This is a genomic window from Streptomyces sp. NPDC029139, assembly GCF_055564335.1.
The window spans coordinates 90,107-106,718 of sequence record NZ_JBVHWN010000006.1 but is presented as its reverse complement, the minus strand read 5'-3'; the positions used below and the strand labels follow the sequence as shown (position 1 = coordinate 106,718).

Genomic DNA, 16,612 nt, shown 5'->3' with positions numbered 1-16,612 from the left:
GTGCGGCGTTTCCTGGTGCGGGCGACTGTGATCAGGGAAGACGCGAGGGCGGGTCCTCGCACGGCTCACTGTGGTCGACAGCCGGCCAGGCCGGTGCACGCCTCGATGGGGCGGGCACGGACGGGAACGATTTTATACAGCTTGTTGAAGACGACGGCTGTCGGGGTCCCAGACGGGCGTCGCCGCCTTCCCGCGCCGCACGGCTAGGCGGCGGGGCGGCGGGCCAGGTAGAGGCCGGTGGTCGCGGCGAGCACGGTGACGCAGGCGGTGAAGGTCAGGCCCGCGGGGTCGAGGCCCAGCCACATCGTCAACGCGCCCACGCCCACGACCGGCAGGGAGATGCCCGTGTAGGCGACGACGAAGAACGACGAGACCGTCGCCGCCCGGTGCGCGGGCGGGGCCGCCTCGCCGACGGCGATCAGCCCGGCGCGGAAGGAGAGGCCCTGGCCGAGTCCGCCGAAGGCCGCGCCGGCCACCAGCAGGGGCAGCGCCTGGGCCCAGAGGGAGGCGCCGACGAGGAGGAGACCGACCACGAGGACCAGACAGCCCAGTGGCAGGGCGGTGCGCGTGGGCAGCTTCCCCGTCAGCGACTGGCCCGCGGTCGAGGCGAGGAAGACCGAGAAGACCACGAGGCCCGTGACGGCCAGGTTGGTGATGCCGAGGGTCTGGGAGACGAAGCTGGGCGCCACCGCGGTGAACAGGCCGAGGAGCGCGAATCCGGCGAAGGCGGCGAGCGCCGAGGGGGTGAAGACGCCCCGTACCTGCGGCGGTACGTACAGGCCCTGTGGCCGCGGCCGGGTCCGCAGGCGGGCGTCGGCGACCGTCTCCGGCAGGAGCAGTACGAGGACGCAGGCGACGCACACCAGCCCGATGTGGGTCAGGAAGGGCAGGGTCAGCGGCATCGGGGCGTACTCGGCCAGCAGCCCCGCCAGCAGCGGTCCGCAGCCGAGCCCGCCCATGTTCGCGGCGGTCGCGGCGAACCCGGCGCGCGACCTCCGCTCCGGACGCGCCAGCTCAAGGACGGTGACGGTGCCCGCGCCGCTCAGCAGCCCGGCGGAGAAGCCCGACAGCAGCCGGCCCGCGAAGAGGAAGGGCAGACCCCCCTCCAGGAGGAAGCACACCGCGCTGGCCGCGGCGAGGCCCAGCGCGACCAGCAGGACGGGACGGCGCCCCACCACGTCCGAGTGGTTGCCGACCAGCAGCAGGGTGGCGATCACCCCCACGGCGTAGCTGGCGAAGATGACCGTCACCATCAGCTCCGAGAAGCCGAGTTCCGCGCGGTACAGCCCGTAGAGCGGTGTGGGCAGCGTCGTTCCGGCCATGCCGATGGCGAAGACGGCCGCGGCCGCGCCGTAGCCGAGGCGCCGTACACGGTGGGGTGCTGTGCGGGGTGTGCTCACGCCGTGCTCACCCCGCCCCGCGCCAGCGCGAACACGCCGAAGACGATCAGGCAGACGCCCACGAGTTCCGGCACGAGCCACCATCCGGTGCGTACGTGTTCCTCGTACAGCAGGACGCCCAGGGCGAGGCTCACCGTGGCGTCCCCCAGGGTCAGCGCGGGCTGCGAGGCGACCAGCGGTCCGCCCTGCATGGCGTGTCCGAGCAGGACGAGGGCGGCGATCCCGGTCAGGGCGAAGGCGTACGTCTGCCAGGCCGTCAGGAAGGCGTCGATGCCGCCCTCGTCGAGGATGTTCATGGACGTCTTCATCAGGGCGGCGGTGAACGCGTAGCAGACGGCGGTGGCGCCGCCGAGGCATCCGGCGCGGGCACGGCCGACCGGCCGGCGCAGGCCGGCCGCGGTCAGTGCCACGACCGCGCCACCGCACACCGCGAGCGCCGGGATCCAGCGGCTCAGTTCCAGATGCGTGCGGTTGCCGCTGGGCGAGGCCGCCGCGAGCGCGATCCCGAGTCCCACCACGACCGCCGCGACGGCCGGCCACAGCGACGCGGGCAGCCGCTCCCGCGTCATCAGTGTGGCGATCAGCAGGGCGAGCGGCAGCTCCAGCACGAAGAGCGGCTGTACGAGTGCCAGCGGGCCGGTCGCCAGGGCGACGGCCTGACCCACCCCGGCGGCGATGACGGCGAGGATGCCGGCCAGGAAGAGCGGGCGCCGCAGCAGATCGAGCATCAGGCCGGGGCGGAAGGAGTCGGTCTGGGGAACGGTGAGCGCGGCGCGGCGTTGCAGCACCGTGGCGAGCGCATTGCTGAACGCGGCGAACAGCGCGAACAGGACCGGCAGGACGATGCCCATCCCTCGATCCTCACCGGCGCGGTGCGCGTCCGCCGTGACGACACCGGCCGGCGCCGGGGATTCACCCGGTATTCGCCCGTCCGGACCCCCGTCGCGGCGATCTCGGGCGAATGTGCGGGCGCGCGGGTGGTCCGCCGGGCTCGTGGTGGTACGTGGTTGGCCATGCAGCCAGGCACGCCACCGCAGGTGGCCCCGTTCCTCCGTACCGCCGCCGCCTACGCATGGCGTCTGCTCGTGGTCGGAGCCGCGGTGTACAGCCTGTTCGCGCTGCTCGGGCGCTTCCACGAGATCGGGGTGGCGGTGTTCCTCGGGCTCGTGATCACCGCGCTGCTGCGCCCGGTGGCCGATCTGACCGCCAGGGGGCTGCCCCGTCCCCTCGCGGTCGCCCTCACCCTCCTCGGCGGCATCGCGCTCGTCCTCGGGGTGCTCGCGCTGGTCGGCGAGGCGGTGGAGGGGGAGCGGACGACGCTGGTGCGGGAGTTCCGGGACGGCATCGGCCGGATCGAGGACTGGCTGGAACGGCCGCCGTTCCGGCTGAACCCGGAGGCGCTGTCGGACGTCCAGTCCAGGATCGGGCAGTTCCTGTCGAGTCACCGGTCCACGCTCGTCAGCGAGGCGGTGAGCGGTGCTCACCGGCTGGTCGCGGTGCTCACGACGCTGGCTCTGGCGCTGTTCTGTTCGGTGTTCTTCATCCACTCCGGCGACCGGCAGTGGAGCTGGCTCCAGGAGCAGCTACCGACGACCGTGCGCGGCCGGATGGCGATCGGCGGACGAGCGGCCTGGCGGACGTTCACGGGCTACACCCACGGGATCGTCCTGGTGGCCGCGGTGAACGCGGTGCTCGTCGGGGTCGCGCTGTGGCTGCTCGGGGTCCCGTTGGCGGTCCCGCTGGCCCTGCTGGAGTTCATGGCCGCCTTCGTCCCGCTGATCGGGTCCCCGGTGGCGCTCGCGGTCGCCGCCGTCGTCGCCCTGGCGTCGCAGGGCCCGTGGGTGGCGGCGATCGTGATCGCCCTGATCGTGGTGATCGGCCAGATCGAAGGACATCTGCTGCACCCGCTCGTCATGAGCTGGGCCGTGCGCCTGCACCCCCTGGTGGTGGCGATCTCGGTGATCGCGGGAGCGATCGCGGCGGGCGTGGTGGGGGCCGTGGTGGCGGTGCCGCTGGTGTCGGTGATCTGGTCGGTCCGCACGGCGCTCCGCGAGGCACGTGTGCCGGAGAACGGCTGAGCGCGCCGGCTCCAGCGTCGGCGCCCGCTCCCGCTCCCGGGGTTTCACTGGCTGCGCCGGGCGGCCCCACCGGGACCGGCGGCGACGGTGCCCACCGCGTCGACCAGCTCGGCCAGCGCCGCGGCGAGCGCGTCGAGGCCCGGTCCGGCGGGGCCGCCCGGCTCCTTCATGTAGACGTCGCGGCGGATCTCGACCATCAGCGCGCTGACGCGCGTGTCCCTGCCGTAGTGCTCCAGCGGCACGTACGTACCCGCGAAGGGACTGTCCGTGCCGACCCCGCCGAAGCCGGCGAACGCAGCGCGCGCGGCCTCGAGCAGCGCGGGCGGGGTGTGGTGGCGGTCCGTGCCGAGACAGACCGGCGGGCGTGGTCCGTCGCCGTGCAGCTCGTACGGCAGGGGATCGGTCGGGTACGAGTGCACGTCGATGATCACGGCACTGCCCACGGCGGCGAGACGGTCGGCGACGGCGGCGGTCATGGCCCGCGCGTACGGTGCGAAGTAGTGGTCGAGGAGCGGCCGCGGGTCGAAGCCGGCCGGCCGGAGCTCGGCGCGGTGCGTGGTGCGGGTGTACACCGCGCCCATCCCGACGGCGGTCATCTCCTCGCGTTCGTCGGGGAAGCGTTCGGGGTCGACGACCAGCCGCGAGAGCCGGTTGACGAACCGCCAGGGGGTCGCGCCCGCGGCCCGCGCCGCCAGGTCGGCGATCCGCTCCGTGTGGGAGTCGGTGATGTGGTCCAGCTCCCGTGCCAGTTCCTCGTCGCCCAGCACGATGTCCGCGCGCACGGCCGGGGGCACTTCGCGGGAGGAGTGCGGCACATGGAGGAGGACCGGGGAGCCGGGGTCCCCGGGGAGGAGATGGAAGGAGGGCGCTGAGTCGGTCATCCGTCGCTCCCGGTGGTGCGGTCCGGCCCCGAGGGTATCCCAGCGGCCCGCCCCGGCCTTCTGCCCGGCTGCCCAGGGCGTGCGGTCCCCGGTCCGAGGACCCGGGACCGCACGTCGGCCCTGCGTACCGGTGAGCGGACGCGTTACGGGACGTCCCGCACCGTGCCCGTGAACTCCGGGCCGGGCACGGGCTCCCCGGCCTCGTCCCACGTCACCGGTCGGACCCTGACGGCCTCGCTCGGCTCGCTCAGCCCGTCCGTGACGGTGGGGACGGTCACCTCGGCGCTCGTCCGCCCGGCCGGCACGTTCGTCCAGAGGTGCGGTTCCTCCCCGGCCACGGACAGCGGCGTGACCGGTTCGGGCGTCCGGCCGAAATTCTCCCCGAGCCAGGCCGGATCGACGTCCGCCGTGGACAGCTCGGCCCTGTCCGTGACCGGCAGGAGCGCGATCGCGGCGTGGACGTCGGCGTCGGCGACCGCGGACAGGGTGAGCCGCCAGGTCAGCGCCCTGCCCTCGGTGACATCGGCCGCCACCGGTGTCATGGTGACGGTCGGCATCGCGTCGTCGTTCGTGGCGGTGACACCGCCACGGTGGGAGCCGACGACCGCGCCCCGGACCGCCTTGACGAACACCTCGTGCGAAGTGTCGTAGCCGTAGCGGGTGTTGCCGCGCACCACGACCGGCACGTCGATGGCTCCGCTGCCCGGGCGGACCGTCACGGTGCGGTACGTGGCCTCGCCGGTGTCCGGTGCGGCGACGAACACGCGGACCTGGCCACTGCCCTTGCCCGAGACACGGACCGGAACGCGATAGGTCCGGACGCCGGAGTCCCCCTCCTGGACGGTCAGCCGGCCGATGTCGACGCGCGGCATCGGGGCCGGGCGAACCGCCGGGGTGCCGGGGCGCCAGCCCCAGGCGTCCATGAGCCACGCCTGTCCGGAGCCGCCGCGCGGCGTCAGTTCGAGGGTCGTGACGCGCTTCGGATCGAGGCCGGACAGGGCGGCGGCGGAGAGCGGTACGCGGAGCTCGCGGCCCCAGTACGAGGCGGTCCGGTCGCTGCCCGGCAGTCCGTCGACGCGGGCCTGTCCGAGGCGGGCGCGGCGGCCCGAGGCGTCGACGAGCGCGACGTCGAGGCGTGTGCCGGAGGTGCCGGGCGGGACGATCACCCGCAGCGCCAGGGCTTCGGAACCCACCAGGGAGACCGGCCGCGCCGAACGCACCGCGACCTTGGTGCCGGCGCTGGACCAGCGCAGGGCGACCGCGTCGCGGCCGGGCTCCGGCGAGGTCTCCCAGAAGGCGAAGTGCGGGGACCGTCCGCTCGTGTCGGGCGGCAGACAGGCGCGGGCCGGGTCCGGATCGATCTGTGCGCACAGGCGGCCGCCGGAGACGGTGATCGACGGTCCGGGCAGGAACGCCGCGGTGCGGTGCCCGCCGACGGCGTGGGTGAGGACACGCGCGGGTCCGGCCGAGGGCGCGCGCCGGCCGGAGCCGTCGACCAGCGGGCGTACGCGGTCGTCGCCGGCGACGAACAGCCGGGCCGCCGCCGCGATGTAGGTGGCGCCCGCGGTCTGCTGCTGCGCTGCCGTCAGCCGGGTGCTCGTGCCGGGCGAGCACACGGGGTCCGGTCCGTCCTCGGTGAAGAAGTCGTCGTGGGCCGGCGCCTCGGCCTGGCCCGGGGTCCACTCACTGTTGAAGAAGTTGTGGTTCGCGCCGACCATGTACACCGCGCTCTGCAGGGCGGAGCCGCGGCTCACGCCGCGTGTGCCGTCGACGTACATCTGGCCCTGCAGGTCGGACACGTCTCCGTCGCAGCCGGGCAGGATCGTCAGGGAGGGCACGTCGGGGGCGGGGTTCTGCCCGAAGAGCGTCGGACCTATCAGGACGTTGCCGCGGATGGTCCACCGCACCGGGCCCCGGTGGCCGTCCTGGTCGGCGGGGGGACGGTGAAGAGTGTCGAGGGCCGCCCGGTTGACGCCCTCGCCGCCGCGGGAGTGGCCGACCAGCAGGACGCGGGACAGGTCGGCCGGGGCCAAGGCGCGGACGGCTGCGGGCGCACCGGCCCGGTTCGCCGCCCAGTCCGCCCAGTGGGCGAGGTGCCGGCGCACCAGGGAGGAGCGGGCCTGCGCGCCGCCGTCCTCCGCGTCCGCGTCCTGCCCGTTGATGCCGTTCGCGGAGATGGACACGGTCACGTAGCCCTGGGAGGCGAGCAGCCGCTGGGCGTTCAGGTAGCCCCGGTGGCTCGGGACGGGCCGTGTGCCGGGCTCGCAGGGCCACGCGCCGGTCAGCTCCTCCCCGGCGCCGTAGCAGGTGGCGTGACGTCCGTGCAGGAACAGCGCGAGGGGGCGCTTGCCCGGCGCACCGGCCGGTCCCACGACCGCGGCGCGCATCTCGACCGGTTCGCGGTATCCGGGCAACCGGACGGAGGGCAGGGCGTATTCGCCGCTGACGGTGCGGAAGCCGCCGGGCCTTCCGGGATCGACCCCGTTCACCGGGAGCGGGGTCTCCGTCACCGGCGCCAGGGTGTGCGGCGGGGTGTTCCGAGCGGCCGTGGCGGGGGCTGCCGCGTCCAGGCGGCGACCGCCGGCGAACGCCTTCAGCCCGGCCGGCGGGCCGATCCGCAGACCGTCGGCCCGCAGCCGGTACGCGCGGCCGTCCGCCGCCGCCGTCGGGCGGCCGAGCAGCCGGTTCCCCGCGTAGAACTCGACCCGCGCGTCGCCCATCGGTACGGGGACGGGGGGCGTCCAGACCAGTTCCCTGTCGGCGCCGGTGCCGGTGAACCGCCAGCCCTCCGGCAGGTTTCCGTCGCCCCCTCGTGGCGCCTGCGACGTGTATCCGGGCCCCGGGTCGCCGTAGGCGGTCGCGGGCGCCGCGGCCGTCAGCGCGAGTAACGCCACGGCTGTGGCGACCGCGCGTGTGACACGTATCAAAACGGACTTCCTCCCCCTCGGTCTCGGGGTCGCCCCGGAAGGCCCGGGCACCCCTCTCGCCCCCGGAGGACGGCACCTGGTGGGCTCGGGTTGCCTCCTGGGGCGTGCGCGAGCGAAAGGGCATGGAGATCGCGTGGATTTTGCCGCACGGGTCTAGGCCCGCACGGGGCTCTTGTTATACGTTCCGTCTAACAGCTTGCTAGACGTCGCGTCTAACAAGCGTGGGTGGCGCTCGGTGGCCTTCGGTCTCGTCACGCGGGAACGGGAGGGCTCGAAGGACGGCCGGCGTCGGGTCGATCTCTCTCGATTCAAGGAGCCGCACCATGGCAAGCAGCACCGTCCGGCCGGAGAGCCAGGACCGGCGCGCCGAGCAGGACGTCGCCCGGCGGCTGCTCGACTCCGCCGCGAAGCTGTCGTACGACCCCGCCGTCGAGGTGGACTGGGACACCCCGCTGGACAAGGACTTCCACGGCGCGAGCCCGGAGTGGAGCACGCTCTACGGCACGGCGTACTGGAACGAACTGACCGACGCCCAGCGCAAGGAGCTGACGCGGCAGGAAGCCGCGTCGGTGGCCAGTACGGGCATCTGGTTCGAGATGATCCTGCAGCAGATGGTGCTGCGGGACATCTACGCCAAGGACCCGACCTCCGCCCGGTTCCAGTGGGCGCTCACCGAGATCGCCGACGAGTGCCGACACTCGATCATGTTCGCCCGCGGCGCCGCGAAGCTCGGCGCCCCCGCCTACCGTCCACGCCGGGCCGTGGTCGAACTGGGCCGCGCCTTCAAGACGCTCGCCTTCGGCGAGGCGGCCTACGCGGCGATCCTGGTCGCCGAGGAGGTCCTCGACGTCATGCAGCGGGACTGGATGCGGGACGAGCGGGTCGTGCCCTTCGTCCGCACCATCAACAACATCCATGTCGTCGAGGAGTCGCGGCACATGAAGTTCGCCCGCGACGAGACCCGTAAGCGGCTGCGGCACGCGGGGCCGCTGCGCCGGCAGCTCAACGCGTTCGTCATCGCCATCGCCTCGTACTTCATCGTCACCAGCATGGTGAACCGCGACGTCTACGCGAACGCCGGCCTCGACACGCGGCGCGCCCTCACCGAGGCGCGGGCGAACGAGCACCACCGCTCCCTGATGCGGTCCAGCTGCTCGGGCCTCATGGAGTTCCTGGCCTCGGCCCGCCTCCTCACCGGGCCCGCGCTCTTCTTCTACAAGCGCGCCCATCTGATCTGACACGCGCGGCCCGGCTCGCCCACCGGGCCGCCCGCCGCACCGTTCCGCCTGACGATCCGCCGCCCCGCCGAACCGCCGTCCCGCCGTCCCGCCGTCCCGCCGTCCCGCCGTCCCGCCGAACCGAGCTGAGCCGACGCCATGACCTACGCCATCACACAGACGTGCTGCAGCGACGCCACCTGCGTCGCCGTCTGCCCTGTCAACTGCATCCATCCGACACCCGAGGAGCGGGCGTTCGGCAGCACGGAGATGCTGCACATCGACCCGAAGGCCTGCATCGACTGCGGTGCCTGCGCCGACGCCTGCCCCGTCGACGCGATCTTCCCGGTGGACAGCCTCGCCCCCGCCCAGCGGGAGTACGCGGCCATCAACGCGGCGTACTACGCCGATGAGGAGCCCGAACCGGTGGCCACGGGACCGAACTTCCACACCTGGGGCGCGCCGGTCTTCGAGCGCGGCCTGCCGTCCGACTTCGCCCCGCTCCGGATCGCGGTCGTCGGCACCGGCCCGGCCGGGATGTACGCCGCCGAGGACCTCCTCCTGAACACCAACGCGGAGGTGACCCTGGTCGACCGGCTGCCGGTGGCCGGCGGTCTCGTCCGGTACGGCGTGGCGCCGGACCACCCCTCGACCAAGAAGGTGGGCGAGACCTTCGCCCGCTTCCACCGCCACCCGCGGGTCCGGATGCACCTCGGTGTCGAGATCGGCAAGGACGTGACGGCCGAGGAACTCGCCGCGCACCACGACGCGGTCGTCTACGCGGTGGGCGCCTCCGCCGACCGGCGGCTCGGCATCCCGGGCGAGGACCTGCCGGGCAGCGTCGCGGCGACGGCCTTCGTGTCCTGGTACAACGCCCATCCCGAGGCCGCGCCGGACGGGATCGACCTGTCGGCCGAGCGGGTCGTGGTGGTCGGCAACGGGAACGTCGCCCTCGATGTCGCCCGCATCCTCGTCATGGATCCGGAGACGCTGGCCGGCACCGACATCGCCGACCACGCGCTCGCCGCCCTGCGCGCCTCGAAGGTGCGCGAGGTGGTCGTGCTCGGCCGGCGCGGCCCCGAGGACGCCGCGTACACCGCGTCCGAACTGCTCGCGCTCACCCACCTGCCCGGGGTCCGGCTGGTCGTCGACGACCACGATCCGCGGACCGGTGAGGCGATCGACGGCGCGGGGGCGCGCGAGAAGGCCGCGCTGCTCCGGCCGGTGGCCCGGGAGACCGTGGACTGGTCGTCTCCGCCGGCCCCGGAGCGGCGCATCGTCCTCCGCTTCCACTCGGCGCCGGTGGCCGTGCTCGGCGAGGGCTCCGTGCGGGGCGCGCGGGTGACGGAGGGTCCGCAGGAGCGGGAGATCCCGGCCGGCCTGGTGCTGCGGGCGGTCGGCTACCGCGGAGTGGCGGTCCCGGGGCTGCCCTTCGACGAGGCCACCGGCACCGTGCCGCACGAGGGCGGCCGGGTGGCGGGGACGCCCGGAACGTACGTGGTCGGCTGGATCAAGCGCGGCCCCTCGGGAGGCATCGGGGCCAACCGCACGTGCGCCGCCGAGACGATCGGCACGCTCCTCACCGACGCCGTGGCGGGCGCCCTGCCCACGCCCTCGGGTACGGGCAGGGCGTTCGAGCGACTCGTACGCCGGCGCGGCCGCCATGTCGTCGACGCCCGGGGGCTGGCCGCCATCGAGCGGGCCGAAGTGGCCCGCGGCCGTGACGCCGGCCGCCCGCGCGTCAAACTCGGCACGGTGCCCGAGCTGGTCGCGGCGGCGAAGGGGGGCCGCCTGCGGCTCGTCAGGTGACGCGAGCGGGTGCCGTGACGGCCACGGGACGGGACGGGCACGGCCCGTGAGCGGGTGCCGTGACGGCCACGGGACGGGACGGGCACGGCCCGTGAGCGGGTGCCGTGACGGCCACGGGACGGGCCCGGCCGGTCGTCCGGCCCGGCCGGCCGCCCCTCAGTCCACGACCTTCTGCCACGCCGTCGTGCCGAGCAGGCCCGTCTCGCCGATGTCCAGCCCGCCGTCCGGCTCCACCGTCCGGCGGGCCGCGCCGGCGGACGGGCCGATCTCCACGTACACGCCACTCCCCCGCCGGGTCGCCGCGTCGACGGCCGAGTAGCGCCAGACGAACACGCTGTTCGCGGACTCCCCGGGCAGCAGCGTCACCGGATGGGGCCCCGGGTCGTCGAGGGTGGTGATCGGTCCCGGGCCCTTGAGCACCGTGACGTCCATGCGCTCGCGGTCCACGTCCCGTACCCGTACGTCCGGGTAGCCGTTCAACCGCCGTTCGCGCGCCCCGCAGTTGGTGAGCGTCACGGTCATGGCCCGCAGCCCCATGGCGGCGCTCACCATGCCGGTCGACACCGTCACGCCGTCGGCCGGGCAGCCCTCCGGGGTCTGCCGGGCCGGCGGCCGCGCCAGGGGCGGCACGCCGCTCGCCGCGGGCTCCGGCGAGGCCGCGTGCGCTCCGGTCCGCTCGGGATCGACCTCGCGGTCGAGCTCGGCCGCGAGGCCGCATCCGGCGGTCAGGACCGCCGCCACGGCCAGGGTCAGCGCATGCCTCACAGGTATGACGGTCATGCCGCGATCATCACACGCCGGGCCGGGGACTACTCGAACCGCGTCGGGTCGCCCGCGCCGCGCCGTACGATCTCGGGCTCGCCGCCGGAGAAGTCGACGACCGTCGTGGGCTCCGTGCCGCAGTCGCCGGAGTCGACGACGGCGTCCACGAGGTGGTCGAGCCGTTCCTTGATCTCCCAGCCCTGCGTCAACGGCTCGTCCTCACCGGGCAGGAGCAGCGTGCTGGACAGGAGCGGTTCGCCGAGTTCGGCGAGGAGGGCCTGCGCGACGCCGTGGTCGGGGATGCGGACCCCGACCGTCTTCTTCTTGGGGTGCATCAACTGCCGGGGCACCTCCTTCGTCGCGGGGAGGATGAAGGTGTAACTGCCGGGGGTGGCCGCCTTGATCGCGCGGAACACGTCGTTGTCGATGTGCACGAACTGGCCGAGCTGCGCGAAGTTCTGGCACACCAGGGTGAAGTGGTGCCGGTCGTCGAGGTCGCGGATCGTGCGGATCCGGCCGATGCCGTCGCGGCTGCCGAGCCGGCAACCCAGCGCGTAGCAGGAGTCCGTGGGGTACGCGACGAGGGCACCGGAGCGGATGCTGTCGGCCACGCTGCTGATGGTGCGCCGCTGAGGGTTCTCGGGGTGCACGTCGAAGTACTTCGCCATGCGGGCAGTCTAGGTTCCCGGCGGGGTCGGCCCGGGACGGCGGGCCGGTGCGGGTCACCGCGGTGCGGGCGACGGTCAGGCCGCGAGGCCCAGTCGCTGGCGCAGGACGATCGCGTTCAGCCGGATCGTGTAGGGCGCGATGTCGGAGATCTCCAGGGCGGCGGCCTTCTCCTTCTCCAGGCCGACGGTCACGTCGATGCAGAAGGCGATGGCGTACATGTGGTCGCCGGTCTCCTCGTCCTGCAGCGCGAAGAACAGATCCCGGTAGTAGCGGGTGCGGTCCGGCCCCTCCTCGTAGTACGAAAGCCCTGGCTCGCCCTCCTGGGCGGCGAGCCCGGTGAACGCGGCGGCGAGTTCCTTCTCGACGGTGTCCCAGAACGATGCCTCGGCGAACTCTCCGGGCAGGGCCTGGCGCACGGCCTCCTTGAGGGAGAGCACCATGACCATCACCGGGGCGTACTCCTGGAGTCCCCAGCCGCGGACCATCTTCACGACGGTGCTGTCGGGGATGGCGGCGGCGGCCCGGTGGATGTTCTCGAAGTCGAAGTTGACGGTCGCCGGTGCGATCGCCTCCTGGAACAGCCGGTCGATGGCCCGGGCCTGTTCGAGATGGTCGGGACCCACCTCGATGACGGTCTTGAAACTGGCGGTCATGACTCCTCCTGATGCGTGGTGGTGATCAAGGGGGGTCAGTATGCCGTCCGCCGTCGGGCCGCTCGGCGTCGGGCCGCCACGCTCTTGTCGATCAGCCGACTTCGTCGGACAGTACGGGCATGGCGATCGTTGTGCTGGTGGGCACGTTGGACACGAAGGGCCTGGAGTACGGATGGCTGCGCGAGCGGCTGTCGCACCACGGGGTCGAGGTCATCGTCGTCGACGCCGGCGTGGTCGGGACGGCGCGGATACCCGCCGACGTGCCGCGCGCCGAGGTGGCCCGGGCGGCGGGTGCGGACCTGGGTCGGTTACGGGACGAGGGGGACCGCGGCGCGGCCGTCACGGCGATGGCGCGCGGTGCGGTGGAGATCGTGCGCGGGCTGTACGAGCAGGGCAGGCTCCACGGAGTGCTCGCCCTCGGCGGCAGCGGGGGCACGTCGATCGCGACACGGGCGATGCGGGAACTGCCGCTCGGGGTGCCGAAGGTGATGGTCTCCTCGATGGCCTCCGGCGATGTCGCACCGTACGTCGGCTCGACGGACATCACCATGATGTACAGCGTGGTCGACATCGCCGGGATCAACAGGGTGTCGGCTCCCATCCTGGCGAACGCGGTCGACGCCGTCGCCGGGATGGCGCGGGGTTTCGCGGCCGGGCGGCCGCCGGAGGCCGGGGGCGGCCGGCCGCTGATCGCGGCGAGCATGGCGGGGGTGACGACCCCGGGCGTCGACGCGGCGCGCGAGCGGCTGACCGAGCTCGGCTACGAGGTGCTGGTGTTCCATGCCAGCGGGGCCGGTGGACGGACGCTCGAAGCGCTGGCGGATCAGCGGGTGTTCGCGGGCGTCCTCGACCTGACGCTGTGCGAGCTCGCCGACGATCTGTTCGGCGGCATCCTGACGGCGGGCCCGGACCGTCTGCTCGCCGCGGGGCGCCGGGGCGTGCCGCAGGTCGTGGGCCCGGGCGCGCTGGACCTGGTGAAGTTCGGCCCGATCGACACGGTCCCGGAGCGGATGCGCGACCGGGACGTGCGGGTGCACAACCCGTCGATCACGGTCGTGCGGACGACGGCCGGGGAGTGCGCCGAGCTCGGTGCCCGGGTCGCGACGAAGCTGCGGACGGCCACCGGCCCCACGGCGGTGTGCCTGCCGCTGCGGGGCCTGTCCACACTGGGCGCGCCGGGTGGGCCGTACCACGCTCCGGAGGTGGACGCGGCGCTGTTCGCGGCACTCCGGCACGGTCTCACGGGCAGCGCCGTGGACGTCGTGGAGGTCGACACGCATCTGAACGACCCGTCGTTCGGCCGCGCCGCCGCGGACCTGCTGCACCGCATGATCGTCGGCGGTTGATGTCCGCTTCGGCGCGTGGGTCCGCTCACGCGCGCAGGGTCGGCTCGGGCAGCGGGGTCGGCTCAGGCAGCAGGGTCGGCTCAGGCAGCAGGTCGGCCAGGCGGCGGCGGTCGAGGGGCGAGGCGCGGCGGTCGAGGCGCTGTTCCAGGAGGTGGCGGGCCGCGTCGCTGTGGCCCGCCTCCATCAGCGCGTACAGCAGGGTCTCCTCGACGACCTCGCGCTGCGCTGCGCTGCCGCCCACCCGGCGCAGGGAGGGCAGCAGGCCGCGCAGCCCCTCGACCGCGGTGGTCCACTGCTCCTCCAGGACGGCCTCCAGCGCGCGGCAGAGCGGAGCGATGACCTCCCGCTGGACGGCGTCCGCCCCGGCGGCGTGGGTGCGCAGGCGCCGCAGCGCGGGGAGGTCGCCCGCGGCCGTCAGGGCGACGGCGCTGTGGAGGGCGGTGAACGCGGTGGCGGGCCGTTCGACGAGGTCGCGGGCGACCGCGTCGAGCACCCCGTCGACGGGTACGCGGCCCGTCCAGTTCCGCGCCATCCTGGCCCGCCACAGGAGGGATCCGGAGTCGACCAGCGCCCGTACGCCGTTGACCTGGCGGGGCGCGAGCTGGGCGAACCAGCGGCGGCGTACGGCCTCGGCGTCGTCCAGCGCGAGTTCGTGCAGCGCCACGTGCCAGGAGAAGTGGGCCCGGTGCACGGCGCCCCGGCCCTGGCCGCCGATCCAGCCGTCGAGCCAGTCGCGGCCGGCGCGGTGCTCCCCGGACTCGTAGTGGACGTGGGCGAGGGCGTGGACGGCGTGTCCGGACGCGGGCTCGGCCGCCAGGGCCACCCGCGCGAGGGCGCCCGCCTCGTCGACGCGCCCCTGCTCCTGGCGGAGGAAGGCGAGGAGCGAGGTGTGGAACCAGTGGCCGTCGTAGGCGGGGGCCGTGCGCTCCACGAGCCGTTGGGCCAGGGTGCCGTCGAGGTCGCCGACGCCGGCGAACGCGATCGTGGGCACGGCGATGGACAGGGCGAAGGCATCGCCGGGGAAGCGGTCGAGGTGGTCGATGAGCGCCCGGTCGCCGTCTTCGCCTTCCTCACCACCGGTCCCGCCGTGCGCCCGGACCCGGCGGGTGACGACGTCGACGAAGGAGCGTTCCCGCTCGTCGCCGCGTTCGGCCACGCTGCGCTGGGCGTCGGCGAGTTCGCGGTCCACGTCGACGTCCGCGCCGCACTCGTGGCCGAGCAGGGCGAGCGCCGCGTGGCCGAGGGCGAAGCCGGGGTCGAGTTCGGTGGCCCGGGCGAACGCCTCGGCCGCCTTCGCACGTACCGTGACGACCCGGGCGAGGCCGCCGCGGAAGGAGGCCGCCGCGGCGGCGTGGGTCGACAGCGGCAGCCCGAACTGGTCGGTGGGCCGGCGGCGGGTGGGCCGGGGCGTGCGGGCGAGCGGGGCGAGCACGGCCTCGGCGATGGACCGGGCCTGCGCCCTGATCTCGGGGATCGCGGTGGTCTCCCACAGCTCGCCGCGCCGGGGCGCGCCGAGGGTGAACAGCGGTCGCCCCGTGCGGCCGTGGGTGTCGCGCAGCCGGCCGTCCTCGGTGGCGACGCCGATGCCGAGCGGTCCGGGGGCCGCGAGGCCGTCCGCGAGCAGCCCGCCCCACAGCGGGTCCCCCGCGGCGTCCATCCGGAGTCCGGGGCCCGTGCAGTCCACGACCCGGCCCACCGTCAGTTCCCGCCCCTCCGCGAGCCGGACGGTGAGCCGGCCGTCCTCGCGCGGCGTGGCCGAGGCGATCCGGCCGGCGTGGATCCGCAGCCTGCGGGCGGCGCGGGCGCGGGCGATGGTCTCGGCGGTGGCCGGGGCCATCCGGTGCCGGTGGACGTTCCACCGGGTGGCGTCGCGGTCGAGGAATTCGGCCCGCTCCTCGTCGGTGAGTCCCTGCCAGAGCGCCACGATGCCGGGGCGCAGCCCGTCGAGGGCGGGACGCCAGTCGCCGTGGTCCCGCATCGAGGCGGCCAGATGGCGTCGCAGCTCGGTACGGAGCCGGTGGAGCGGCAGGGCCGCGAGACCCGGCGGGGGCGGTACGGGCGGGAGCGGGGCGACGGCGTGGGGCTGGGGCAGCAGGCCGCTTCGGGAGAGGGCGTGCACGGTGCGGCCGGGCCGGTCGAGGACGAGCGCGAGGTCGATGGCGGTCAGCCCGGTGCCGACCAGCAGCACGTCGTCGCTCGGGCCCACCGCGTCGAGGGCGCCGGGCGCCCAGGGGCGGGCGATGAAGCGGTCGGAGCCGCGCAGCCCGTCCGGGGCCCAGCCGGCGGTTCCGGCGGCGGGTCCGGTGGCCAGGACGACGGTGTCGGCGGCAACCGTCCCGCCGTCGGAGAGCCGGAGCTCCATGCGCCCCTCGGCCCCTTCGGCGCAGCGGACGGCCTTCGCGCGCAGGCGGCGTACGGCGACCGTGCCGTGGGCGGTGATGATGGCGCGGCCGAGGGTGTCGGCGAGGTACGAGCCGAAGCGGTAGCGGGACGCGAAGTCGGTGGCCGTGACGGCGGATTCGCCGTGGCGGCAGAGCCAGCGCAGGAAGTGCCCGGGATCGTCGGGGTAACAGCTCATCCCGCCCACGGGCACGTTGAGCCGGTGGGCGGTGACCTCGGTGGCGTACGCCGTGCCGCGTCCCGCCTCGGCGGCCGGGTCGATAAGGACCAGGTCGAGAGGGGTGCGGCGGCGCGCCGCGGCTTCGCACAGCTGGACGGCGACGAGTGCTCCGGCCGCGCCCGCGCCGACGACCGCCACGGTGGGACGCGGACGATCGGACCTCGCCGACTTCTGGGACACCACGGACACGACGGAACCTCCGAGCCAGGCGGACGCCGCGCGGTCGGATGCCGCGCCGTGAAGTGCACTA

General features: G+C 74.3%; 12 protein-coding genes. 4 read left to right on the top strand and 8 right to left on the bottom strand.

The genetic code is table 11. The annotated features are described in order from the left end of the window. Nucleotides 1–203: 203 nt before the first annotated feature. Both ACZ4VW_RS16270 and ACZ4VW_RS16265 read right to left on the bottom strand, forming a co-directional pair. Complete coding sequence (locus ACZ4VW_RS16270; RefSeq protein ID WP_467962719.1) at nucleotides 204–1,400, bottom strand: MFS transporter; 1,197 nt, start codon at nucleotides 1,398–1,400, stop codon at nucleotides 204–206. Continuing rightward, a complete protein-coding gene (locus tag ACZ4VW_RS16265; RefSeq protein WP_467962717.1) occupies nucleotides 1,397–2,251 on the bottom strand; it encodes a DMT family transporter in 855 nt (284 codons plus the stop codon). The genes ACZ4VW_RS16270 and ACZ4VW_RS16265 overlap by 4 nt, the downstream gene beginning before the upstream one ends. Before the next feature lie 162 nt (nucleotides 2,252–2,413). Here ACZ4VW_RS16265 and ACZ4VW_RS16260 point away from each other — a divergent pair, with 162 nt between their 5' ends. Continuing rightward, nucleotides 2,414–3,478 (top strand): AI-2E family transporter, encoded by a 1,065-nt coding sequence (locus ACZ4VW_RS16260; protein WP_467963175.1) that lies wholly within the window; start codon nucleotides 2,414–2,416, stop codon nucleotides 3,476–3,478. A 44-nt stretch (nucleotides 3,479–3,522) separates the two neighbouring features. Here ACZ4VW_RS16260 and ACZ4VW_RS16255 read toward each other — a convergent pair whose 3' ends face one another. After that, nucleotides 3,523–4,359, bottom strand: a complete 837-nt coding sequence (locus ACZ4VW_RS16255; protein ID WP_467962715.1) for an N-formylglutamate amidohydrolase — start codon at nucleotides 4,357–4,359, stop codon at nucleotides 3,523–3,525. A 143-nt stretch (nucleotides 4,360–4,502) separates the two neighbouring features. Next, nucleotides 4,503–7,286: a hypothetical protein gene (locus ACZ4VW_RS16250; RefSeq protein ID WP_467962713.1), complete on the bottom strand. Its 2,784-nt coding sequence runs from the start codon at nucleotides 7,284–7,286 to the stop codon at nucleotides 4,503–4,505. Between the two features lie 323 nt (nucleotides 7,287–7,609). Between ACZ4VW_RS16250 and ACZ4VW_RS16245 the strand changes: the two genes are divergently transcribed. Both ACZ4VW_RS16245 and ACZ4VW_RS16240 read left to right on the top strand, forming a co-directional pair. Beyond that, nucleotides 7,610–8,524 (top strand): AurF N-oxygenase family protein, encoded by a 915-nt coding sequence (locus ACZ4VW_RS16245; protein ID WP_467962711.1) that lies wholly within the window; start codon nucleotides 7,610–7,612, stop codon nucleotides 8,522–8,524. Nucleotides 8,525–8,662: 138 nt separating this feature from the next. Then, complete coding sequence (locus ACZ4VW_RS16240) at nucleotides 8,663–10,312, top strand: FAD-dependent oxidoreductase (protein WP_467962709.1); 1,650 nt, start codon at nucleotides 8,663–8,665, stop codon at nucleotides 10,310–10,312. A 156-nt stretch (nucleotides 10,313–10,468) separates the two neighbouring features. Here the strand turns inward: ACZ4VW_RS16240 and ACZ4VW_RS16235 are convergent, their stop codons facing one another. From ACZ4VW_RS16235 to ACZ4VW_RS16225, 3 genes are all read right to left on the bottom strand, one after another. Continuing rightward, complete coding sequence (locus ACZ4VW_RS16235; protein ID WP_467962707.1) at nucleotides 10,469–11,092, bottom strand: DUF4232 domain-containing protein; 624 nt, start codon at nucleotides 11,090–11,092, stop codon at nucleotides 10,469–10,471. Nucleotides 11,093–11,121: 29 nt separating this feature from the next. After that, entirely contained in the window at nucleotides 11,122–11,742 is a 621-nt protein-coding gene (locus ACZ4VW_RS16230) for an L-threonylcarbamoyladenylate synthase (RefSeq protein ID WP_467962705.1), read from the bottom strand. A 75-nt stretch (nucleotides 11,743–11,817) separates the two neighbouring features. Continuing rightward, the gene (locus ACZ4VW_RS16225) at nucleotides 11,818–12,396 is read right to left on the bottom strand and encodes a Type-2Aa cytolytic delta-endotoxin (RefSeq protein ID WP_467962703.1); all 579 of its coding nucleotides are present in this window, start codon (nucleotides 12,394–12,396) and stop codon (nucleotides 11,818–11,820) included. A gap of 119 nt (nucleotides 12,397–12,515) precedes the next feature. Here ACZ4VW_RS16225 and ACZ4VW_RS16220 point away from each other — a divergent pair, with 119 nt between their 5' ends. Next, nucleotides 12,516–13,742 carry a Tm-1-like ATP-binding domain-containing protein gene (locus ACZ4VW_RS16220; RefSeq protein ID WP_467962701.1) on the top strand — a complete coding sequence of 409 codons (1,227 nt, stop codon included), beginning with the start codon at nucleotides 12,516–12,518 and terminating at the stop codon, nucleotides 13,740–13,742. Between the two features lie 25 nt (nucleotides 13,743–13,767). Here the strand turns inward: ACZ4VW_RS16220 and ACZ4VW_RS16215 are convergent, their stop codons facing one another. Continuing rightward, nucleotides 13,768–16,551 carry an FAD/NAD(P)-binding protein gene (locus ACZ4VW_RS16215; RefSeq protein ID WP_467962699.1) on the bottom strand — a complete coding sequence of 928 codons (2,784 nt, stop codon included), beginning with the start codon at nucleotides 16,549–16,551 and terminating at the stop codon, nucleotides 13,768–13,770. Nucleotides 16,552–16,612 lie beyond the last annotated feature (61 nt).